Below are 24237 nucleotides of genomic sequence, written 5' to 3'. Positions count from 1 at the left end.
AATGTTTACAAGGTTTCTCGCGCTTTTTAATTCATCTTGGCAAACTAAGATGTACGTTTCGATGTGCCAAGAAGCGCGTTAGAATAGCGTCACACCAGCCAAAGGAGAATCCGATGCGTGATCACCGCCCTACCGCTACCGATGAGTTGATTCAGGCATCCAAACTCAAGCAGATCCAAGAGCATGCAAAAGCGATTTTGCTTATTAATCGCCAATTACAAGACATCCTGCCCAAAGGCTTAAAAACCCAAGTGCGCGCCGCCAATGTGCGCGGTGGCAATTTGGTGCTTGAAGCAGCCAGCGCAGCGCTCAAAATGAAAGTCGATTATGAGCGTTTACATATTTTGACTCAGCTTAGGCAAAACGGGTTTGGCCATTTGATCAGTATCGAAGTGCGAGTCAATCCTGAGTTGTATCGGCAAAGCAAAATCACCTCTGAGGATGCTCGGGCGGCAAATCCTCGCCCACCGCTCTCTGAACATGCCGCTCATGTGCTGCTCGCGATTGCCGATCAAGCTTCTGATAAAGTCAAAAAACGCTTACAGAGCTTAGCGCGTTTAGCGAAAGCAAATCAGAAAGACGATTGAGCAGGTTACACTCACAGAATAGCGTTTAAATATCATTGAATTTAAAAGAAAAAATAAAGCCAGACATCTGTCTGGCTTTATTATGATTGTTCTTTCTGAATGGCTTACGCGAGAACCATGTTCGGTTCAGCAAAAGCAACAGGTGAACCCACTTCTTCTTCGAAGGTTGCCCATTCCCATGCTTCTTGATCGGCCAATACCGCACGCAGCAGTTGGTTGTTCAAGCCGTGGCCTGATTTGTAGGCACGGAACTCACCAACAATCGCATGACCAGCCATGTAGAGATCACCAATCGCATCCAGCACTTTATGAGTCACAAACTCGTTATCGAAACGCAGTCCTTCTTCATTCAGGATACGGTAATCATCCAGCACGATCGCGCAATCAAAGCTACCACCTAAGCAGAGGTTTTGTGATTGCAGATATTCGATATCACGCATAAAACCAAAGGTACGCGCACGAGAGATTTCTTTCACAAAACCCTGTGAAGAAAAATCAAACACGAGGCGTTGGTCATCGCCATCAATCGCTGGGTGGTTGAACTCAATTTCGAAATCCATACGGAAGCCGTTAAATGGAACAAATTCAGCCCACTTATCGCCATCTTCAATGCGTACAGGTTTCTTGATACGGATGAAGCGTTTTGGTGCATTGAGTGTTTGAATACCCGCTTGTTGCAGCAAGTAAACAAAAGGACTCGCACTGCCATCCATAATTGGAATTTCGGGTGCATCCACTTCGATAATCGCATTGTCGATCCCCATCCCTGCTAAAGCAGCATTAAGATGCTCTACGGTAGAGATTCGTACACCTTGATCATTAACCAAAGCGGTACAAAGCATGGTGTCACGCACAGAAGCCGGATCGGCAGGAAAATCAACCGGTGGGTTGACGTCAGTACGACGATAAATAATCCCCGTATTGGCTGCGGCCGGGCGAAGAGTCAGCGTAACTTTACGACCAGAGTGTAAGCCCACCCCAGTTGTTTTCACTATTTCTTTCAGAGTACGTTGTCTGATCATCTAGTTGCCTCGATTTATTTAGCCACAATGAACGGCCGGCATAACACCGACCGACATCCTACCAGAATTCTGAACACTGTCAAATTACGCTGATATTTTAGTCAGCTTGACGTCTCAGGAAAGCCGGAATATCAAGATATCCGCTCTCTTTTTCTGGCTTTGGCGCGACACTCTGACTTGCCGAAGAGTGCGATGGCGCTGCTGCTGGTTGAGTTTTCACTTCAACTCTTTCATGCAAAGGCTGTGCCGCTTTCTCTTCCACGCGAGAAGTCACCGGAGCCGATACAGGTGCAACTTTAGATTTGCCACCTGCAACGAGAGTAATATCTGGCTTTTTCTCGTTACCGATACCGGTTGCCACGACAGTTACGCGGATTTCGTCTGCCATATCAGGGTCTAACGAAGTACCGATAACCACAGTTGCATTGTCAGAAGCAAACGCCTTAACAGTATTGCCGACAGTTTCGAATTCATCCAGTCGCATATCTAGGCCGGCAGTAATATTCACCAGAACACCACGTGCACCAGCAAGATCGATGTCTTCCAGCAGCGGGCTAGAAATTGCCATTTCAGCAGCTTCTTCCGCGCGGTCTTCACCCCTTGCAACACCACTACCCATCATGGCGTGACCCATTTCCGACATCACAGTGCGTACGTCCGCAAAGTCGACGTTAATCATGCCTGGGCGAGTAATCAGTTCAGCGATGCCTTGCACTGCATTTTTAAGTACGTTGTTCGCGCTCGCAAAGGCTTCCAGTAACGTGATACCACGACCCAACACTTTGAGCAGTTTTTCGTTTGGAATCGTGATCAGTGAATCAACGTGCTTAGATAGCTCTTCAATTCCCTGCTCAGCAAAAGCCAAACGCTTTTTGCCTTCAAAGCTGAAAGGTTTGGTTACTACAGCAACCGTTAAAATGCCCAGCTCTTTTGCCACTTCGGCAATCACTGGTGCAGCTCCGGTTCCTGTACCGCCACCCATACCTGCTGCGATAAATACCATATCGGCACCAGTTAGGAATTCTTTAATGCGTTCTTTATCTTCTAGTGCTGCATCACGACCCACTTGTGGATTCGCACCTGCACCTAGACCTTTGGTGATATTGCCACCAATCTGAATAACAGTACCAACGCTCGTTTTGCGCAGTGCCTGAGCATCAGTATTGATACTCATGAATTCCACACCCTCGATGGATTCACGCACCATGTGTTCAACCGCGTTACCGCCGCCGCCACCCACTCCAACGACTTTGATTACCGCATCGTCAGACATTTCCATCATCGGTTCAAACATGTGTTATCTCCGTTTTTCCTGTCTCTCAGGTTAAAACTCTTTTTGTATCCAGTTGCGCAAGCGGCCTATCCAACCTGTCATAGAGGGTCGTTTAGGTTCCTGATATTCAGTATCGTCGCTGATTTGACTATCTCTTGCGTAATGAAGCAATCCCACTGCCGTAGAATGATACGGCTCTTTTACATAGTCGGTAAGGCCACTCACTTCCAGCGGTTTACCCACCCTAACTTGATTGCGGAATACGCGTTCTGCGCATGCCACTAAACCTTCTATTTGTGCTGCGCCCCCTGTCAACACAACGCCGGCAGCCAAATGGTGTTTGATGCCTTCTTTGCGTAGGGATTCTTGCACCGAATCCACGGTTTGATTGACCAGCCCCATTAATTCAGTGTAGCGAGGCTCAATCACTTCCGACAAGGTTTGTCGTTGCAAACTTCTTGATGGACGGCCGCCGACACTCGGTACATTGACCGTGTCGTCTTTGCTGACCAATTCACTCAGTGCGCAACCATATTTTACTTTAATTTCTTCCGCATCACTGACTGGCGTACCAAAAGCAAACGCGATGTCACTGGTTACCGCGTTGCCTGCGTAAGAAAATACTTCGGTATGACGCAGGGCACCGCCGGTCCAAATGGCGATATCCATGGTGCCAGCACCAATATCAACCACACAGACCCCAAGCTCGCGCTCGTCTTCCGTAATCACTGCGTTGCTAGCCGCCAAACCGGAATACACCAATTGTTCAACTTTTAAACCGCAGCGTTCAACCGCTTTAATAATGTTTCTTGCCATATCATTATGGCAAGTGATCAGGTGCACACTCACTTCCATGCGAACCCCGGATAAACCCAGCGGATTCTTGATGCCTTCCTGATAATCTATGGTGAACTCCTGTGGAATGACATGCAGGATACGCTGTTCTTCACCAATTTTGATCGATTTTGCTGTATGGATCGCGCGATCCATATCTTCTTGGGAGACTTCTTCATCCGAAATCGTCCCCATTCCTTTCTCTATACGGCTGGCAATGTGCCGTCCAGAAATCGAAAGGAACACATGGCTGATTTTACATTCAGCCATCATCTCCGCTTGATCAATCGCCCGTTGGACCGATTTTACTACCGATTCAAGGTCGTTCACGCCGCCTTTATCCATCCCGCGAGATGGGCTACTGCCAGCGCCAATAATATTGATTTGACCATCAGGGAGTATTTCACCCACGAGAGCGGAGACGGTGGCAGTGCCTATGTCCAGACCAACAATAATGTTGTCATCGACAGTCTTAGTCATCGTTTTTCTCTTGTGTTAACTCTTGTTCAGGGAACCAACCCACCGCGGCTCCAGTATCATACCTGAGGTCGATATAGCTGACTTGTTCAGCTTTATTACCTAATTGTTTATAGAGCAAAAAGAAGCGCGATATTCGTTCTTCTAATGACTCTTTCCCCAATTCCAGACGAATACCATTGTCGAGAATAATTTGCCAAGCTCGTCGATCATTTAATACTAATGAAGAGATATTTAAACCTAGCTGAGCAAATTTCGGGTTGTAATCTCGCCATGCTTTTAATACTTGTGGCGCAGTGCCATCTGGCCCATATAATTTGACGTATTCACCATTTACTCGTGCAATATCGCCATAAAATACCGTGCCATTTTTATCTAATAACGCATTCGCATTCCACAGAGCTTCAACCTGATATTCGGTTAAATAGACTTTAATCGTATCTGGCCACTGTTTTCTTATCGATGCATGGGAAACCCACGGGATCGACTGCACACTCTCTTGCAGAACATTAATATCTTGTGACATAAATGTCCCGATATGATCTAAGCGTGCTAATACCCGCTGAACATCGAGAGCAGAAACATAATGTAAGTCACCCTGTAAAACGAGTTTAGAGAGAGGCAGACGTTGTTCGTCCCACATCCAACTGATCGTCGAATACAGCAAACCACCTATCAGCAATAGCACCACCAGAAAAAAACTCGCACCACAGGCATGTTGTTTAACTTGTGGTGAGCGGGTGATTCTCTGGCCTTCTAAAAGTACCTTGTTGATCAAAGCCCGGTGATCCTGTTATCGACTGGCAATTTGATTCCCTATTTCGTAGCGTCATAGAGGGTTAAAGCAATGACTTTAACCTCCGGATTATACTGAGGTGATCCAAAGTATCAAATACCCAACATCAGAAATCTGGGCTTGATACCAAGGAATTCACCAATGAGACAACCTTTAGGCTGTTTTAAATCTGTTGCATACGCCCGATATTGAGTTCAAGCGCGGCTAAATGCCTTGCTACTTTCCCGACATCGCCCGCGCCTTGCGTCAGTACCAAGTCACCATCCTGCAAGATATTGGCAAGCACCGAAGGTAAGGTTTGGCTATCCGGAACAAAAATCGGATCGATTTTGCCTCGGCTGCGGATAGTTCGACACAAAGATCGCCCATCAGCACCTGCGATAGGCTTTTCACCAGCAGCATAGACATCGAGCATGAGCAGTACATCAACTTGCTCAAGTACGTTGGCAAAATCATCATACAAATCGCGAGTTCGCGTGTAACGATGCGGCTGGAAAATCATCACTAAGCGTTTTTCTGCCCAGCCATTACGCGCCGCTTTAATCGTCACGTCAACTTCAGTGGGGTGGTGACCGTAATCATCCACCAGCATAGCGACGCCATTCCCGGTTTCAAACTCTCCAAGATGGTCAAAACGGCGACCTGTGCCTTGCGTATTGGCCATTGCGCGTAAAATCGCTTCATCGCGAATATCGTCCTCGGTAGCCACAGCAATAGCCGCAGCGGCATTCAGCGCATTGTGACGGCCGGGGATATTGAGCGTGATATCCAAATTCGCTTTGCCTTTACGTACCACGGTAAATTGGCCCTGCTGACCATTCTGGCGGTAATTTTCAATGCGCACGTCGGCATCTTCTGAGAATCCATAAGTGATCACTTGGCGGCTGACACGCGGAATAAGCTCACGAATCACTGGATCATCAATACACAAAATCGCTTGGCCGTAAAAAGGCAGATTGTGCAAAAAGTCGATAAAGGTCTGTTTAAGGTTTTCAAAATCGCCGCCGTAAGTATCCATATGATCCGCTTCGATATTGGTGACAATGGTGACCATAGGTTGCAGATGCAAGAATGAAGCATCACTTTCATCCGCTTCAGCGATCAAAATGCGGCTAGAGCCCAAACGTGCGTTGGTGCCAGCGCTTTTCACCAAACCACCATTCACAAAGGTCGGATCCAATCCGGCTTCAGAATAAATCTGAGTGACGAGTGCCGTCGTGGTGGTTTTACCGTGAGTTCCCGCGACCGCAATACCGTGGCGAAAACGCATCAGCTCTGCCAACATTTCAGCACGACGAACAATCGGGATGCGTTTTTCACGCGCCGCTTGGATTTCAGGGTTTTGTTCATTAATAGCCGTCGAGACCACGACCACGCTTGCGTGAGCAACATTGTGCGCTTCATGACCAATAAAAATGGTCGCGCCTTTGTCAGCTAAACGGTCAGTGACCGCATTCGCGGCCAGATCGGAGCCTGAAATTTGATAGCCTTCATTGAGCAGCACTTCCGCAATCCCGCTCATCCCCGCCCCGCCAATGCCAATAAAGTGGATCGCTTTTACACGGCGCATCTCTGGCACCATAGCGCGAATTTGGGCGAGGTCTTGGGTATGTTTAATCGTCATAATTCTGTTCTCGTTATTCGGTAATGGCGATGATCGCTTGCGCCACCACCTTGTCAGCATCTAATTTGGCGGCTTGGCGCGCCTTCTGTGCCATGGACAATAATTGTGCTCTATCGAGTTCGCGCACCATCTGGGTGAGCTTTTCCACACTCAAATCGGGCTGCTCAATCATTTTGGCGGCTCCACAAGCCACTAAATGATCAGCGTTGAGTGCTTGCTGGCGATCTTTGTGCATGAAAGGGATAAAAATCGCCCCAACGCCCGCCGCTGAGACCTCTGAGACGGTCAATGCGCCAGAGCGACAGATAAGCAGATCCGCCCAAGCGTATGCATCTGCCACATCATCAATAAATTCGGTGACTTGCGCGCTTTCCACTCCAGCAGCAGCATAAGCCTCAGCCACGTCTTGTTGGCTGTTTTTACCGGCTTGATGACGGATTTCATAACCCTCACCTAATGCCGCCATCACCGCTGGCAAGGTTTGGTTTAGGATACGGGCACCTTGGCTGCCACCCATGACTAAAATTCGAATGGCACCGTTACGCGTGGCAAAACGCTGCTCTGGCGCGGCAAGTTGTACGACATCTTGACGTACTGGGTTACCCACCACAGGCGCGTCAGCAAATGCTCCGGGGAAGGCTTGAAATACACGCCGTGCAATTTTAGCCAGCCATTGGTTAGTCAGCCCAGCAACCGCATTTTGCTCATGCAACACCACTGGAATACCCATTAACCAAGCGGCAATCCCGCCGGGTCCGCTCACATAACCGCCCATGCCGAGTACTGCATCTGGCTGATAAGCCAGCAAATGGCGGCGCGCTTGCAAAATCGCGTTCACAATTTGGAAAGGTGCTTTGAGTAAGCGCATCAGCCCTTGGCCGCGCAGCCCTTTGACTTGAATAAAGTCAATCTCAATGCCGTGCTTAGGAACCAATTCCGCTTCCATTCGGTCAGCCGTTCCCAACCAACGAATTTGCCAACCCTGTTGCTGTAGTTGTTTGGCGACAGCCAAACCGGGAAATACGTGACCGCCGGTTCCTCCGGCCATCACCATTAATTTTTTATTCTTGTTCATCAACTGTGATTTCTTCTGGTGCGTGGCGATCCGCTAAACGGCATTCATGATCGATGCGCAGTAAAATCGACACCGCCACTGACATAATAATTAAACTGGAACCACCGTAACTGATCAGTGGTAAGGTCAAGCCTTTGGTGGGCACCATACCCGCTGCCGCACCGACGTTCACTAAGGTCTGAAACGCAAACCAAATACCGATGCCAAACGCGAGGTAGCCGCCAAACTGCTGATCATGTTGAAAGGCTTTTTTGCCGATAAAAATCGCTTTCAGTACCAAACTGAAAATCAGCACGAGCACTAATACCACGCCGATAAAGCCAAGCTCTTCGGCCAAGACGGCGAATACAAAGTCAGTATGCGCTTCAGGCAAATATTCGAGTTTTTGAATCGAATTGCCTAATCCTTGACCAAACCACTCACCGCGGCCAAACGCCATCAAGGATTGAGTCAGCTGGTAACCGCTACCAAAGGGATCTTCCCACGGATCTAAAAACGAGGTTACACGGCGTACACGATAAGGTTCAGCGACAATCAGCGCGACCACCGCTAACACTCCTGCCACCATCAAGGCCAAAAACTGAGAGAGTTTCGCGCCGGCAATAAACAGCATGCCAAACAGTGTCACCAGCATTACGATCACGGTACCTAAGTCCGGCTGACCGAGCAGCAACACCGCGAGCGTACCAAACACCATGATAGGTTTTAAAAAGCCGCCAAAGAAAGTCTGTCGTACTTCATCATGCTTGCGCACCAGATAACCGGACATAAAGATAAACAGTGACAGCTTAGCCACTTCCGCTGGCTGAAGGTTAAAAAGACCGAGCGGGATCCAACGTGATGCACCGTTGACCGATTTGCCCACGACCAGTACGACAATCAATAAGAAAAAGGAGATGCCGAGTAGTAACGAGCTGTATTTCATCCAACGATCTAGAGGGACTTGTAACACCATGCTTGAGGTGAGAAAAGCCAACAGCAGAAAGATGGCGTGACGAAACATAAAGTGAAACGGTTGATCGGTTAGGCGAGAACTGATGGGAAATGAGGCTGATGTCACCATCACCAAACCAATCAGCATCAAGCCAAAAGCAATCCAGACCAATTGACGGTCAAACAGCGCCTCTGGTGAGGAGGTTCTCAACCAGTGGCTCAGTTTTGTGAAAGATCCGGATAAAAACAAGTGACTTACCTAACGCTTATGCATATTGCCGAGCGAGTTGGGCAAAAATATCCCCACGCGCCATAAAGTTTTTGAACTGATCAAAGCTCGCACAAGCGGGAGAGAGCAGCACCATATCCCCACTTTTTAATTGCGGGCGAATTGAGCGAATTATGCTCTCCATCGAGTCATAAAACCGAGCCGAAGGGTGCAGTGGCATAAATTGATGGCCGTCCACACCAAAGCAGCACAATTGCACAGGCAATGTCGCCAATACGGGGGCGAGCGGCGTGAAATCCGCCCCTTTACCTACGCCACCAACCAACAAATAGAGCTGGCCTTCGATTTTTAATCCCGACAATGCTGCCAGCGTACTCGCAACATTGGTCGCCTTAGAATCATTGACCCACTTGATGCCGTGATTATCGGCAACCACTTGGCAGCGGTGTGTCAAACCCGTGTAAGACTTGAGTGCATCCAAAGCCAAACGGAAGTTTACTCCGGCTGAATCCAGCAAAGCTAACACGGTAAGTACGTTTGTCACGTTATGACGGCCAACTAAACTCAGCTCAGCACACGCCATGACGGCCTCATCGCGCGCAAAAAGGTATTCGCGGCCTTGATGTTGAGCAAGGCTAAATTGTGCAGCTTGCTCGACACCAAACGTCACCACTTGCAGATGCGCCGCGTGGTCAGGAAAAGTTTGAGTATCATCGGCATTCACCACTGCGGTTTCGGCATGATCGAAAATGCGCAGTTTGGCTTGGCGGTAATCTCCCATCCCCTGATAACGATCCATATGATCTTCAGAAAGATTGAGAAACGCAGCCGCTTTCAGTTTTAGACTAGAGGTGGTTTCTAATTGGAAGCTTGATAGCTCAAGCACATACAGTTCAACGTCTGGAGAAATCAGATCCAGTGCCGGAACCCCAATATTGCCGCCTACCGCGGCCTTCACACCAGCAGCATTGGCTAACACACCACTTAAATCAGTGACGGTGCTTTTGCCGTTCGAGCCAGTGATCGCAATAACGGGTGTATCCACATGCCATGCAAAGAGCTCAATATCACCGACAACAGGAATTCCAGCGGCCAGCACTTGTTGGATTTCCGGCGTCGCCAACGCAATGCCTGGATTGGTGACTACCAAATCGGCATTGAGTAACCACTCAAGATTCCACCCGCCACGGTGCAGTGCAACGTCCGACGAAAGCTGCTCTTGCCCCGGTGGTATTTCGCGCGTATCGATAACCTGCACGGTTACCGACGGATGATATTTTCGCAGATAATTAACGACAGAGAGCCCGGTAATCCCGAGCCCCACGACGACCACATGTTGTATGCCTTGCCAACGGTCCATTGAAATTGACATCCTTAATCCACTTAACGAACTTTGAGTGTCGCTAAGCCAATCAATACTAAAACGATAGAGATGACCCAAAAACGCACGATCACACGTGGTTCTGGCCAGCCTTTTAATTCGTAGTGATGGTGAATCGGTGCCATACGGAAGATACGTTGTCCACGCAGTTTGTAAGAACCAACTTGCAAAATCACTGACAGGGTTTCCATCACGAATACACCGCCCATGATCACCAACACAAATTCTTGGCGAACCAGTACCGCAATCGTACCTAACGCACCACCCAACGCCAACGCGCCGACGTCGCCCATAAATACTTGGGCTGGATAGGTGTTAAACCATAAAAAGCCTAAACCGGCACCGACCATCGCGGTACACACCACCACCAACTCAGAAGAGTGAGGAATATAAGGGATATGCAGATAGTTCGCGAAGTTAACGTTACCGGTCGCCCATGCAATCGCCGCAAATCCGGCTGCAACCAATACGGTTGGCATGATCGCCAAGCCATCCAGACCATCGGTCAAGTTCACCGCATTACTGGTACCAACAATCACGAAATAGGTCAGCACTATGTACATCAAGCCCAGCTGTGGCATCACATCTTTAAAGAAAGGGACCACCAACTGCGTTGCCGCCGTATCTTGGCCGTGCGCATACAGAGCAAACGCAACCACTAAAGCAATCGCAGATTGCCAGAAGTATTTCCAGCGCGCGATCAAGCCATCGGTATTTTTGCGCACCACTTTACGGTAATCATCGACAAAACCGACCGCACCGTAACCGAGCAGTACCGCAAGCACAGCCCAAACATAAGGGTTAGTCAGGTCGGCCCACAGCAGTACAGTGATGGTGATCGCGGCAAGGATCATCACCCCACCCATGGTCGGAGTACCGCGTTTACTGAAGTGAGATTCAGGCCCTTCATTACGCACTACTTGCCCAATCTGCAACATTTGTAGGCGCTTAATCATGCGCGGCCCCATCCACAACGAGATCCCAAGCGCAGTCAGAATGCTGACAATGGCGCGAAATGAGAGATATTCGAACAGACGGAAAAACGAAAAATATGGCTGGAGCAGTTCAGCAAGCCAAATAATCATGCAAATTTCTCCTTGAGAGCAGCGGCAATTTTACTCATCCCTGCACTGTTGGCACCTTTCACCAACAATACTTGAGTACGACCCTGTTGTTGTTCTATGTGCTGCTCAATAAATGTCATCATGTCCTGATGGGTAGCAAAGTGATGCCCTTGGCAAAGGTCGCTGATCACTTTTGCGTCCTTGCCATACGTCAGGACAAACTCAAAACCGAATGGTGCAGCATGTTCACCGACTTGCTGATGAAGTGCAAGACTTTCATCACCCAACTCCGCCATATTGCCCAAAATTAACCAGCGTACAGCGGAAAAGCTGCCTAACAGCTCCACCGCCGCTTTCATGGCTGGCACGCTAGCGTTATAGCTGTCATCAATAAGCGTGATATCGTCACGCAACGGTGCCATATCCACTCGACCTTTCACTTTGGATAAATGCGCTAAACCTTGACCAATTTCCGCCAAGCTCGCGCCCATTTCCAGTGATAAGGCCGCAGCAGCCAGTGCATTGGCCACGTTGTGTTGGCCCATGATGCCCAACTCAACAGCCACTTCACCAACCGGGGTAACCAAAGTAAAGCTAGCTATACCGAGCGCATTTAACCGCACATCACGTGGATAAAAGTCAGCATTGTGATCGGTAGCGGAAAATGTTTTCACGGTTTTGTCCGCCAGTACCGCTTTCCAGTAGTCACCACCGTTGCTGTCTAAATTAACAATCGCCACGGCACCCGCCTGTAACCCTTGATAGATTTCACCTTTAGCGCGTTTAACGCCATCCATCGAGCCAAAACCTTCTAAGTGCGCTGCCGCTACGTTGTTGACTAGGGCAACATCCGGCTTAACCAAGGCGGTGGTGTAGGCAATTTCACCTACATGATTCGCCCCTAATTCAATCACGGCATAATCATCTTCGGTCGTTGAGCGCAGCAGAGTCAGCGGAACGCCGATGTCGTTATTGAAGTTTCCTTGCGTGTAAAGCACTTGGCCTTTCTGGCTTAAAATGCTGGCCACCATCTCTTTGACCGTGGTTTTGCCACAACTTCCGGTGATCGCGACCGTAGGCGTTTGACACTGCGCATGCACCCAAGAGCCAAGCTGACCTAAGGCCTGTTTGGTATCGGCAACAACCAGTTGTGAACACTCTGCATCGAGCTCACGCTCAACCAACAGCGCCACTGCGCCACCAGTTACCGCTTGAGAGGCAAAATCGTGCGCATCAAAACGTTCACCGACCAAGGCAACAAACAGCGCTTCGGCGGGAATAGCACGACTGTCCGTCGATACGGCACTGACCGCGCGATCCTCACCAATTAAACGAGCATTCAATACTGAGCTGAGCTGAGAAAGCATTACGCGAATCATGGTTGTAACTCCAGTAACTGTTGGGCGGTTTCACGATCCGAGTAGTGAATCGTTTCGTTGGCCAGCACCTGATAATCTTCATGTCCTTTACCCGCGAGCAGGATGATGTCTTGCGCACCTGCATGCTGAAGCGCATAACTCGCGGCTTGGAAACGGTGGTGTTCGATATGAGCGCGCTCGGGGTAAGTCAGTCCTGCAACCATATCCGCTACAATCGCTTGCGGCGACTCACTGCGTGGGTTGTCATCGGTCAAGATCACGCGATCGGCAAACTGCTCAGCAATCGCAGCCATCATCGGACGTTTACCGCGATCACGATCGCCGCCACACCCCACAATAGCCCACAACTGACCCGCACAATGTACACGTAACGCGCGCAGTGCTTTTTCTAAAGCGTCCGGCGTGTGCGCATAATCGACCACCATTTTGGCTTTTTGCTCACGTTGGAATAGCTCCATCCGTCCTAAGACTGGACGCAGCTTTGGCGCAGTGGCGAGCAGTGCACTTTTCTCAAAACCCAAGCTGAGCAAGGTTGCCAATGCCAATAACAAGTTACAGGCATTGAACTCACCAATCAGTGGTGCGTGCAATTCGCCTTCTCCCCACGAACTCTCAAAGTTCAGCGTAATACCGCTTTCAGCGTATGCCACTTCGCGCGCCCAGATGGCTTGCGCTGTGTTTGGTTTCGTCACTAAGGAAACCCCGATCGCCTGCGGCAATTGTTTGACCCATTGCGCGCCGACCGCATCATCGACATTAATAATCGCGTTTTGGCAGGCATGCTCACTAAATAGAGAGAATTTCGCGGCGGCGTAAGCCTCCATAGTGCCGTGATAATCCAAATGGTCACGGCTCAAATTGGAAAAGACACCGGCCACAAAATGGAGCTTTTTCACGCGCCCTTGCACTAAACCATGAGACGAGGTTTCCAGCGCCGTATATTGCGCGCCGCGCTCGGCTAAATCGCGCAGTGTGGCCTGAATTTGCAGTGCGTTACCTGTGGTGTTGGCCGCAGGTTCAAGCGCATTTAAAAAACCGTTCCCCGTGGTGCCCATCACGGCAGCTTTATGACCGAGCAATTCGAGCCATTGAGCAATCAGCTGGGTGATGGTGGTTTTACCGTTCGTGCCCGTCACGCCAATCAGTTGATTGTGGTGGCCGCCATACAGACGCCCAGCCAACTCTGACAGATGTTGACCAAGTTCAGCCAAATAGATGACGGGGACACCAGCACGATACTCAACCCACCCATTGAGATGCTGAGCATCGGCTTCTGCCAACACAAGATTGGCACCTTGCGCAATGGCTTTATCGATAAATTGGCGACCATCCACTGCATGGCCTTGAATAGCCACAAAGGTATCACCCGATTTAATCAGGCGGCTATCCAGTTCAAGATGAGTAATGACCAGCGCGGCCAACTTAGGGTCGGTCAGCTCTAGCCATGGCGCGATCAGTTCGGAGATCGCTGAATGCGTGTTCATGTTCCGTCTCACACTATTATTTGTTTTGGAAGCGGTTTTCATCAGGAGCAATGTTGAGGATTTGTAATGCGCCCTTCATGATTTCCGAGAAAACCGGACCGGCCACTGCGCCGCCATAGTAAGAGTCGCCTTGCGGCTCATTGACCATGACCACCAGTGAAATTCTTGGGTCGCTCACCGGAGCCACCCCTGCGGTGTAGGCAAAATATTCATCACTATAACCGCCCGCAATCGCTTTACGTGACGTACCGGATTTGGCCGCAATACGATACCCCGGTACCGCTGCACGCGTTGCCGTTCCGCCGGGCTGAGTTACCGTTTCCAGCATTTCGAGCACCTGATTGACATATTTAGGATCAACCACTTGGCGCGTCTCGCCATGTTGATCACCTTTAATAATATGAATAGGTTGGTATTTACCATGGTTGCCTAAGGTCGCGTAGGCGTGAGCCAACTGAATAGGCGTGATCGCCAAACCATAGCCAAACGATAAGGTGGCGATTTCAAACTGTGACCAACGGCGGCGATTCGGGAAAATACCGATCGTTTCGCCCACCAAATCCAAGCCAGACATTTCGCCCAAGCCCACCGAGCTATACATGCCCAATAACGCCTCTAACGGCATTTCTAAGGCTAATTTAGCCACACCAATGTTGCTCGACTTTTTCAAAATCAGCGTGAGATCGGCTTTGCCAACTTTGGAGGTATCACGCACGCGGCTACCGCCAATCTGCATGGTGCCATCTCCGGTATCTATGATGGTGTTTTTGTCGGCGATACCATTGGCGAGCGCCGCCAAGACCACAAAAGGCTTAACCGTTGAACCGGGTTCAAACGCATCGGTTATCACTCGGTTACGCATTTTAAAGCTTTGCCAGTCATTGCGATTATTCGGGTTGTAAGAAGGCGCATTCACCATCGCCAGTACCGCGCCGGTTTTCACATCCAACATCACTGCCGATGCAGAAGTCGCACGATAATCCGCCATCGCCTGTTTCACGGCACGAAAAGCGATCGCTTGTAAGCGCTGGTCAATGGTGAGCTGGATAGGCTTACCTTCTTCACGCTCTTCCAGGGCAATGTTTTCCACCACTCGCCCGAACTTATCTTTACGCGTCACGCTTTTACCTGACTCACCCGTTAAGGTGCTATCAAAGCTGCGCTCTACCCCTTCAAGACCGTGGCCATCAATTCCGGTCACCCCGACTAAGTGGGCACTCACCTCACCTGCGGGATAATAGCGGCGTGACTCTTCTTTTAGGCCAATCCCCGCTAATTTGAGTTCACGGATGTATTTGGCCATCGCAGGGCTAACCTGACGTTGCAGATAGATAAAGCGGCGCGAACGGTTATCCTCGATTTTCTTCATCATCTCCTGACGATCCAGTCCGAGCACATCGGCCAGCGCATACCAACGGTCTTTCTCAACCAGACCGCCTTCTTTATAAATAGCGACAGGATCGGCCCAGACCGCTTCGACTGGCACACTCACCGCTAACGCTTCGCCATTACGATCGGAAATAATGCCGCGCGCTGATTGCAAGGTTTTGGCGCGAATCGAGCGCAAATCCCCTTCTTTAATCAGATTGTCAGGTTCAATAATTTGGATATAAGCCACTCGTGCAACCAAAGCGCAGAACGCCGTTAGCACAAAAAACAGCAGCAGATAGAAACGCCAGCGGATAAAGATAGGTGCAGGCTCAGCCGTGGTAACACGGGGAGAAACTCGGGAGGCTTTGGCTGGGGCTTTCTTCTTCATTTAAGGTTGATCACGACTTCTTTGTCTGAATCTGGACGTTTCATCTCCAGATCTTTTCTTGCTAATTGTTGTACTCGGCTGTGCTCAGCCAAAGCAGTTTCTTCCAAAATCAGGTTGCGCCATTCGTTATCGAGCCGCTCACGCTCCATAAAGGCTTGATCTTTAGCACTGATCGCCTGTCTAGTATGGTGAGTCATAAACACCACGCCCATAGCGCAGCTAAAAATCAGCACTAAAAGCAGCAAGGGCACCCGACCTACCGTCAGTAGATCGAGGGCAATTAACTTCGCGAGGTTCGGCGGCGACTGACGAGGCATAGTAACCCTCTACAGTTTTTCTGCCACGCGCAGAACAGAGCTGCGTGAACGCGGGTTAAGTTCGACTTCTTGATCCGATGGCTTGAGTGCCTTACCCACAGTTTTCATCTTGGCACTGCCGAGCGCACGAATTTGCTCTTGGGTCAAAGGAAGGCCGTGTGGCACTTCTGGGCCTTGGCTCTCTTTACGCATAAAGCGTTTCACCATGCGATCTTCTAGTGAATGGAAACTGATCACGGACAGGCGGCCTTGTGGAGCCAGAATGTCAGAAGCGCCGCGCAATGCGGTATCAATCTCTTCTAATTCACTGTTGATGTAGATCCGAAAAGCTTGAAAAGCGCGGGTGGCAGGGTGCTTTTTCTCTTTGAAACTTTTAGGCGCCGCGTCGGAGATGAGTTTTGCTAACTGGCTAGTACGCGTCAAGGGCTCGTTGAGCTCGTTTTCCCGATATTCGACAATGGCTTTAGCTATTCTGCGCGCATGTTTATCTTCACCAAACTCGCGAATCACCCAAGTGATGTCATCCAAGTCGGCTTGTGCCAACCACGCGGAAACTGGCATACCACTGGTTGGATCCATACGCATGTCGAGTGGACCATCTTTCATAAAACTAAAACCGCGCTCAGCATCATCCAACTGCGGTGAAGAAACGCCGAGATCGAACAACACACCATCGACTTTACCCACCAGATCATAACGCTGTGCGTATTCGGCAATGCCCGAGAAAGGGCCATGGACGATGGTAAAACGCGGATCATCAATCTTCTGCGCTTCGGCAATCGCTTGCGGATCACGGTCAATGCTGTACAGACGACCTTCTGGGCCTAACTGAGCGAGAATGGTGCGACTGTGACCACCGCGGCCAAAGGTGCCATCGATGTAGATACCATCCGGCTTGATCGCCAATCCTTCAATCGATTCGTTCAATAATACAGAGATGTGTTGGAAAGAAGCAGTCATGATTTTCTCGTTGTGCTGGGCATGCCCGTCATATGGGTTAGTGTACCGATTTCAGACACTACCGCTAGCCATAAGCGTATACAGGACGTGACTTTGCGCTAAGTTTAATGGTTTTGCTACGACCTGAGTCAGCAAAAAGCAAAAAACCCACCATAACACAAGGCTATGATGGGTCTGCAATAGGTGGAGTCGACGTATAAGCCGGGTTCTGTTCCGCTTGCGCGGTAGTAGCCATTCCTCTAGGCCAGCAATCACTCACTGGCTCAAGCAACCTACCCGCCTCCTAACGCGAGCAACGCTATGTGGAGGCCTATTTGGTCTTGCTCCGGGTGGAGTTTACCCTGCTACGAACTGTTGCCAGTCGCACGGTGCGCTCTTACCGCACCCTTTCACCCTTACCTGATCCCATCCCGAAGGAGAGGCCATCGGCGGTTTGCTCTCTGTTGCACTTGTCGTAGGCTTGCGCCCCCCAGGCGTTACCTGGCACCCTGCTCTATGGAGCCCGGACTTTCCTCCCCCTTATCAGTCTCCCTGGCGATAGGCCAAGGGACGTCAATAAGGCAGCGACTACCCAGTCAACTCCGCGGCGGATTGTAGCGAGAAGTGTGAACAGAGTCCAGAAACAATCGGCCAGTGTATCAAATCTCGGTTTAACTGCTTACTTTGCATTCAATTGGGAATCAAAGACGAAAAAAACCGCTGCAAGCAGCGGTTTCTTCAATCAAACACTGTTTAACCAAACCAGTGAATCAGAAATTATTTTTTCTTTTTCGCTTTGGCGTTTGGCAGGTCAGTGATGGTGCCTTCGAAGACTTCAGCGGCCAGACCCACAGACTCATGCAGCGTTGGGTGAGCATGAATGGTCAGTGCGATGTCTTCTGCATCACAGCCCATCTCTATCGCCAGACCGATTTCACCCAACAGTTCACCACCGTTAGTACCTACGATAGCACCACCGATCACACGATGAGTCTCTTTATCGAAGATAAGCTTAGTCATACCGTCTGCACAGTCAGAAGCAATCGCACGGCCAGAGGCTGCCCATGGGAAAGTAGCAACTTCATAGTTGATGCCTTCTGCTTTTGCTTCTTTTTCTGTCTTACCAACCCAAGCCACTTCTGGCTCAGTGTAAGCGATGGATGGGATCACTTTTGGATCGAAGTAGTGCTTCTTACCAGAGATCACTTCTGCCGCTACGTGGCCTTCATGCACGCCTTTATGTGCTAGCATTGGTTGACCCACGATGTCACCGATCGCGAAGATGTGCGGAACGTTAGTGCGCATTTGCTTATCCACGCGGATAAAGCCACGCTCGTCCACTTCCAGACCCGCTTTCTCAGCATCCAGTAGTTTACCGTTTGGTACACGGCCAATTGCAACCAGAACCGCATCGTAACGCTCAGCTTGTGCTGGTGCGCTCTTACCTTCCATTGAAACGTAGATACCATCTTCTTTCGCTTCAACGGCGGTAACTTTGGTTTCCAGCATCAGGTTGAACTTATCTTTGATGCGTTTGGTATAGACTTTAACCATGTCTTTATCCGCAGCAGGGATAAGTTGGTCAAACATCTCAACTACATCAATTTTAGAACCCAGTGAATGGTAAACGGTCGCCATTTCCAGGCCGATGATACCGCCGCCCATGATCAGCAGTTTTCCAGGCACTTCTTTCAGTTCCAGCGCATCAGTTGAATCCCAAATACGTGGGTCTTCATGCGGAATGAATGGCAGTTTGATTGGACGAGAACCTGCAGCAACGATCGCGTTATCGAAAGTTACGACAGTTTTGCCCTCTTCGCCTTCCACTTCAATAGTGTTCGGGCCGGTGAATTTACCGTAGCCGTTCACTACGTTCACTTTACGCATTTTTGCCATACCAGCCAGACCACCGGTCAGCTGATTGATCACTTTTTCTTTCCACAGACGAACTTTGTCGATGTCTGTCTTTGGCTCGCCAAACACGATACCGTGCTCAGTCAGCGCTTTGGCTTCTTCAATCACTTTTGCCACGTGCAGCAGTGCTTTAGAAGGAATACAACCAACGTTCAAACACACACCACCTAGCGTGTTGTAACGTTCGATGATGACGGTATCCAGACCTAAGTCTGCACAGCGGAATGCGGCGGAGTAACCAGCAGGACCGGCACCAAGCACCACGACTTGGGCTTTAATTTCTTTGCTCATTTCGACCTCTTGTAGTCAATATCCCTAACAGGCTGATGGGTGTTCTATCTAGTTGTTTTATTTACAAACGAATCAAAAACGAATGTTTCAAATCAAGCATGTAAAACGATTACTTTCAGACCGCAACAGTTTACAGAGATGTTAATGGTGTGAAAAGTAAATCCATGTAGCCTGTGAGCTAGACAACAATTCAACGGAAAATCAGTTTCAACGTCAAATTGGGAGATAACCATTAAATCGGGTGGCTTTCGCCACCCGAGAATGCGCTTACAGTACCAGACGACGGATGTCGCTTAGACACTCGTTCAGGTAAGTAATGAAGCGTGCACCTTCTGCACCGTCGATCACGCGGTGATCGTAAGACAGTGACAGTGGCAGTTGCAGACGTGGCGCGAACTCTTTGCCGTTCCACACTGGCTTCATCTCAGACTTAGACACACCCAAAATAGCCACTTCAGGTGCGTTAACGATTGGGGTAAACGCTGTACCGCCAATACCGCCTAGGCTAGAGATAGTGAAACAGCCACCTTGCATGTCAGCGGCAGTCAGCTTACCGCCACGGGCTTTCTTCGAGACTTCAGCCAGCTCTTTTGACAGCTCGTAGATGCCTTTCTTGTTCACATCTTTAAACACAGGAACCACCAGACCATTTGGTGTATCCACTGCAATACCGATGTTCACGTATTTCTTCAGGATCAAGCTTTCGCCATCGTCAGACAGAGAAGAGTTGAACGCAGGGAAAGCTTCCAGCGCTTTCGCAGCGGCTTTCATGATGAACACCAGCGGAGTGATCTTCATGCCAGTGTCGCGCTTCGCTTCCATCGCGTTTTGCTCTTGACGGAATTTCTCTAGCTCAGTGATGTCTGCATTGTCCCATTGGGTCACGTGCGGGATCATCACCCAGTTACGGTGCAGGTTAGCACCCGAGATTTTCTTGATGCGAGACAGTGGTTGCACTTCGGTATCACCGAACTTGCTGAAGTCCACTTTTGGCCAAGGCAGTAAGCCCAGCGCTGCGCCATCACCTTTACCTGAAGCCGCCGCTTGCGCGCCAGATTCCAGACGTTTCAGCGCTTCTTTCACGTAGTTCTGTACGTCTTCTTTCAGGATACGGTTCTTGCGGCCAGAGCCTTTGACTTTGGCTAGGTTAACACCAAATTCACGAGCCAGACGACGCACGACTGGAGAAGCGTGTGAGTACTCATGGTTTTCTTGGAATTCACCACTTGTTGCAGGTGCAGCCGCCGCAGGAGCTGCTGCTTGAGCAGGCGCTGCCGCAGGTGCTGGTGCTGGTGCTGCTTGAACTGGTGCCGCGACTGGCGCTGCGCCAGCAACTTCAAACACCATGATCAGCGAACCTGTTTTCACTTTATCGCCTGCAGCCACTTTGATCTCTTTGAGAGTTCCAGCAAAAGGTGCTGGTACTTCCATAGAAGCCTTATCGCCTTCTACGGTGATCAGAGATTGCTCTTCGCTGATGCTGTCGCCCACGTTAACCATGATTTCCGTTACGGTCACTTCGTCACCGCCGATATCAGGTACTTGAACTTCTTTCAGTGCTGCAACAGCTGGAGCAGCAGCTGCCGCTGGTGCCGCAGCTTGAACTGGTGCTGCAACTGGCGCAGCACCGGCTACTTCAAACACCATGATCAGTGAACCTGTTGATACTTTGTCGCCCGCAGCGATTTTGATCTCTTTAACCGTACCAGCGAAAGGTGCAGGTACTTCCATTGACGCTTTGTCGCCTTCAACGGTGATCAGAGATTGCTCTTCCGCAACCACATCGCCCACTTTGACCATGATTTCAGTCACTTCAACTTCATCACCGCCAATGTCTGGTACTTGCACTTCTTTCAGTGCAGCGGCCGCTGGAGCCGCAGCAACTGGTGCTGCCGCTTGAGGCGCAGGAGCTGGTGCTGCCGCTGCTGCACCTTCCGCTTCAAAGACCATGATCAGAGAGCCAGTAGACACTTTGTCACCTGCCACTACTTTGATCTCTTTAACGATACCCGCTTGAGACGCAGGAACTTCCATAGAAGCTTTGTCGCCTTCAACCGTGATCAGAGATTGCTCTTCAGCCACTTTGTCGCCGACTTTGACGAGAATCTCAGTGACTTCAACCTCATCCGCACCGATGTCAGGTACATAAATTTCGATTGCCATTACTTTTCCTACCTTCAATTAAGCGTACAGCGGGTTGGTTTTTTCAGTATCGATGTCGAATTTCTTGATTGCTGCTGCAACCACAGACTTCTCAACTTCACCACGTTTTGCCAGTTCATTCAGCGCTGCAACTACCACGTAGCCAGCATTCACTTCAAAGTGACGACGTAGGTTTTCACGGCTGTCTGAGCGGCCGAAACCATCCGTACCCAGCACTTTGTAAGACTGTGCAGGAATGAACGCACGTACTTGATCCGCGTAGTTCTTCATGTAGTCAGTCGCTGCGATAGCAGGCTCAGTACCCATCACTTGTGCGATGTAAGGTACTTTCACCTCTGCTTCTGGGTGCAGCATGTTGAAACGATCACACGCTTGGCCATCACGCGCCAGCTCGTTGAATGAAGTCACAGAGTAAACGTCAGACGCTACGCCGTACTCTTCACTCAGAATTTGTGCCGCTTTACGTACTTCGTTCATGATGGTGCCTGAGCTCATCAGTTGAACTTTTGCTTTGTTACCAGCGTGCGTTTCTAGCTTGTAGATACCTTTACGGATACCTTCTTCAGCGCCAGCAGGCATTGCTGGGTGAGCGTAGCTTTCGTTCATCAGTGTCAGGTAGTAGAACACGTTCTCTTGCTCACCGTACATGCGACGGATACCATCTTGCAGGATTACCGCAACTTCGTAAGCGAAGGTTGGATCGTAAGAGATACAGTTTGGTACTGTGCCCGCCAGAATGTGCGAGTGACCATCTTCGTGCTGTAGACCTTCACCGTTCAGCGTGGTACGACCCGCAGTAGCACCCAGTAGGAAGCCACGCGCTTGTTGGTCGCCCGCCATCCACGCCATGTCGCCAACACGTTGGAAACCGAACATAGAGTAGTAGATGTAGAACGGGATCATCGGCAGGTTGTTGGTGCTGTATGACGTTGCCGCCGCAACCCAAGATGACATGGCACCCAGCTCGTTGATACCTTCTTGCAGTACCTGACCTGACGTCGCTTCTTTGTAGTAAGAAACGATATCGCGATCTTGTGGAGTGTAGTTCTGACCATGCGGGTTGTAGATACCGATTTGACGGAACAGACCTTCCATACCGAACGTACGCGCTTCGTCCGCGATGATAGGAACGATGTTTTGACCAATGTTCTTATCTTTCAGCAGGATGTTCAGAGTACGTACATACGCCATAGTTGAAGAAATTTCGCGACTCTGCTCTTCCAGCAGTGGCTTGAACTCTTCCAGCGCAGGGATCACTAACTCACCCGTGAAGTTAGGTAGACGCTGAGGTGTGTAACCATGCAGTGCTTTACGACGAGCGTGCAGGTATTCAAACTCTTTTGAGCCTTCTTCCAGTTTCAGGTACGGCAGGTTCTTCACTTCTTCATCAGAGATCAGATCTTGCAGGCCTAGACGGTTACGCATCGCCAGAACATGGGTCATATCCATCTTCTTCACTTGGTGCGCAATGTTCTTACCTTCTGCCGCATCACCCATGCCGTAACCTTTAACGGTTTTCGCTAGGATAACGGTTGGACGACCTTTGGTGTCTTGAGCGTTCTTGAACGCCGCGTACAGTTTAGATGATTCGTGACCACCGCGTTTCAGAGCGAAGATCTCATCGTCAGTCATGTCAGCAACCAGTGCTGCAGTCTCTGGGTACTTACCGAAGAAGTGCTCACGAACGTAAGCGCCATCTTTCGCTTTGAACGTTTGGTAGTCGCCGTCGATGGTTTCGTTCATCAGTTGCAGCAGTTTACCTGTGGTATCTTTCGCCAGTAGTTTGTCCCAGCCATTACCCCAGATTACTTTCACAACGTTCCAGCCTGCGCCACGGAACAGACCTTCCAGTTCTTGGATGATCTTGCCGTTACCCATAACAGGGCCGTCCAGACGTTGCAGGTTACAGTTGATCAGGAAGCACAGGTTATCCAGCTTCTCACGCGCAGCAAAAGAGATCGCGCCGCGTGATTCTGGCTCGTCCATCTCACCGTCACCAAGGAAGGCGTATACGCGCTGTGCCGTGGTGTCTTTCAGGCCACGACCATTCAGATACTTCAGGAAACGAGCTTGATAAATCGCAGAAATTGGACCCAGACCCATAGATACGGTTGGGAATTGCCAGAATTCAGGCATCAATTTCGGGTGTGGGTAAGAAGGAAGACCTTTGCCATCCACTTCCTGACGGAAGTTGTCCAGTTGCTCTTCGGTCAAACGGCCTTCAACGAAAGCACGCGCGTAGATCCCTGGAGAGATGTGACCTTGATAGTAAACCAAGTCGCCACCGTCTTTCTCGTTTGGAGCACGGAAGAAGTGGTTGAAACAGGTTTCGTAGAAAGCAGCGGAAGATTGGAAAGAAGCCATGTGGCCACCCAGTTCCAGATCTTTCTTCGATGCACGCAGCACGATCATGATCGCGTTCCAGCGAATGATTGAACGGATACGACGTTCGATCGTGGTGTCACCTGGGTAAGCAGGCTCCTGCGCCGCAGGAATCGTGTTGATGTAGTTGGTGGTCACGCCTGTTGGCATGTCTACCCCATCCAAACGCGCTTTTTCCAGTACTTGTTCAAGCAGGTACTGCGCACGCTCTACGCCTTCTTCACGGACAACGGATTCAAGGGCAGCAAGCCACTCCTGAGTTTCCAGTGCATCTACGTCATGCTTCATGTCAGACATGGCGATCTATCCTTCTG

Annotated in this window: 18 protein-coding genes and 1 other RNA gene; 1 reads left to right on the top strand and 18 read right to left on the bottom strand. The window is 50.0% G+C overall.

From position 1 onward, the window contains the following. The first annotated feature begins 113 nt into the window (after positions 1-113). Complete coding sequence (locus T411_RS0104005; RefSeq protein WP_001204646.1) at positions 114-587, top strand: DUF721 domain-containing protein; 474 nt, start codon at positions 114-116, stop codon at positions 585-587. 104 nt (positions 588-691) lie between these two features. Here the strand turns inward: T411_RS0104005 and lpxC are convergent, their stop codons facing one another. The 18 genes from lpxC to aceE all read right to left on the bottom strand — a co-directional run bounded on the left by lpxC (position 692) and on the right by aceE (position 24220). Then, a complete protein-coding gene (gene lpxC, locus T411_RS0104000) occupies positions 692-1609 on the bottom strand; it encodes a UDP-3-O-acyl-N-acetylglucosamine deacetylase (RefSeq protein ID WP_000621097.1) in 918 nt (305 codons plus the stop codon). 97 nt (positions 1610-1706) lie between these two features. Next, positions 1707-2903 (bottom strand): cell division protein FtsZ, encoded by a 1197-nt coding sequence (ftsZ, locus tag T411_RS0103995; protein ID WP_000462806.1) that lies wholly within the window; start codon positions 2901-2903, stop codon positions 1707-1709. A gap of 30 nt (positions 2904-2933) precedes the next feature. Further along, the gene (gene ftsA / locus T411_RS0103990) at positions 2934-4196 is read right to left on the bottom strand and encodes a cell division protein FtsA (RefSeq protein WP_000169466.1); all 1263 of its coding nucleotides are present in this window, start codon (positions 4194-4196) and stop codon (positions 2934-2936) included. Beyond that, positions 4189-4971 carry a cell division protein FtsQ/DivIB gene (locus T411_RS0103985; RefSeq protein ID WP_000608980.1) on the bottom strand — a complete coding sequence of 261 codons (783 nt, stop codon included), beginning with the start codon at positions 4969-4971 and terminating at the stop codon, positions 4189-4191. The genes ftsA and T411_RS0103985 overlap by 8 nt, the downstream gene beginning before the upstream one ends. Before the next feature lie 181 nt (positions 4972-5152). Next, positions 5153-6613 (bottom strand): UDP-N-acetylmuramate--L-alanine ligase, encoded by a 1461-nt coding sequence (gene murC, locus T411_RS0103980; protein WP_000152805.1) that lies wholly within the window; start codon positions 6611-6613, stop codon positions 5153-5155. Positions 6614-6626: 13 nt separating this feature from the next. Beyond that, a complete protein-coding gene (murG, locus tag T411_RS0103975; RefSeq protein ID WP_001038923.1) occupies positions 6627-7688 on the bottom strand; it encodes an undecaprenyldiphospho-muramoylpentapeptide beta-N-acetylglucosaminyltransferase in 1062 nt (353 codons plus the stop codon). Continuing rightward, positions 7675-8871 (bottom strand): cell division protein FtsW, encoded by a 1197-nt coding sequence (gene ftsW / locus T411_RS0103970; protein WP_000480004.1) that lies wholly within the window; start codon positions 8869-8871, stop codon positions 7675-7677. The genes murG and ftsW overlap by 14 nt, the downstream gene beginning before the upstream one ends. Before the next feature lie 16 nt (positions 8872-8887). Next, the gene (gene murD / locus T411_RS0103965; RefSeq protein WP_000376400.1) at positions 8888-10210 is read right to left on the bottom strand and encodes a UDP-N-acetylmuramoyl-L-alanine--D-glutamate ligase; all 1323 of its coding nucleotides are present in this window, start codon (positions 10208-10210) and stop codon (positions 8888-8890) included. Between the two features lie 23 nt (positions 10211-10233). Next, on the bottom strand, positions 10234-11316 hold the full coding sequence (gene mraY / locus T411_RS0103960; RefSeq protein ID WP_000587840.1) for a phospho-N-acetylmuramoyl-pentapeptide-transferase: 1083 nt from the start codon (positions 11314-11316) through the stop codon (positions 10234-10236). Continuing rightward, entirely contained in the window at positions 11313-12674 is a 1362-nt protein-coding gene (locus T411_RS0103955; RefSeq protein ID WP_000621833.1) for a UDP-N-acetylmuramoyl-tripeptide--D-alanyl-D-alanine ligase, read from the bottom strand. The genes mraY and T411_RS0103955 overlap by 4 nt, the downstream gene beginning before the upstream one ends. Continuing rightward, positions 12671-14158 carry a UDP-N-acetylmuramoyl-L-alanyl-D-glutamate--2,6-diaminopimelate ligase gene (gene murE, locus T411_RS0103950; protein WP_001091880.1) on the bottom strand — a complete coding sequence of 496 codons (1488 nt, stop codon included), beginning with the start codon at positions 14156-14158 and terminating at the stop codon, positions 12671-12673. Before murE ends, T411_RS0103955 begins: the two co-directional genes overlap by 4 nt. 16 nt (positions 14159-14174) lie before the next feature. Beyond that, complete coding sequence (locus T411_RS0103945; RefSeq protein WP_000725937.1) at positions 14175-15917, bottom strand: penicillin-binding protein 3; 1743 nt, start codon at positions 15915-15917, stop codon at positions 14175-14177. Beyond that, a complete protein-coding gene (gene ftsL, locus T411_RS0103940; RefSeq protein WP_001137975.1) occupies positions 15914-16234 on the bottom strand; it encodes a cell division protein FtsL in 321 nt (106 codons plus the stop codon). The genes T411_RS0103945 and ftsL overlap by 4 nt, the downstream gene beginning before the upstream one ends. A 9-nt stretch (positions 16235-16243) precedes the next feature. Continuing rightward, complete coding sequence (gene rsmH / locus T411_RS0103935) at positions 16244-17194, bottom strand: 16S rRNA (cytosine(1402)-N(4))-methyltransferase RsmH (RefSeq protein ID WP_000127220.1); 951 nt, start codon at positions 17192-17194, stop codon at positions 16244-16246. 181 nt (positions 17195-17375) lie between these two features. Continuing rightward, an RNA gene (rnpB, locus tag T411_RS1000000119855) (RNase P RNA component class A) lies at positions 17376-17777 on the bottom strand. A 173-nt stretch (positions 17778-17950) separates the two neighbouring features. Then, positions 17951-19378: a dihydrolipoyl dehydrogenase gene (lpdA, locus tag T411_RS0103930; protein WP_000031534.1), complete on the bottom strand. Its 1428-nt coding sequence runs from the start codon at positions 19376-19378 to the stop codon at positions 17951-17953. A 267-nt stretch (positions 19379-19645) separates the two neighbouring features. After that, positions 19646-21541, bottom strand: coding sequence for a pyruvate dehydrogenase complex dihydrolipoyllysine-residue acetyltransferase (gene aceF, locus T411_RS0103925; RefSeq protein ID WP_000963632.1), 1896 nt, complete (start codon positions 21539-21541; stop codon positions 19646-19648). An 18-nt stretch (positions 21542-21559) separates the two neighbouring features. Continuing rightward, positions 21560-24220, bottom strand: a complete 2661-nt coding sequence (gene aceE, locus T411_RS0103920; RefSeq protein ID WP_001281965.1) for a pyruvate dehydrogenase (acetyl-transferring), homodimeric type — start codon at positions 24218-24220, stop codon at positions 21560-21562. Positions 24221-24237 lie beyond the last annotated feature (17 nt).

Source organism: Vibrio cholerae ATCC 14035 (assembly GCF_000621645.1).
Classification (GTDB): domain Bacteria; phylum Pseudomonadota; class Gammaproteobacteria; order Enterobacterales; family Vibrionaceae; genus Vibrio; species Vibrio cholerae.
This window is presented reverse-complemented; position numbering and strand designations above follow the sequence as displayed.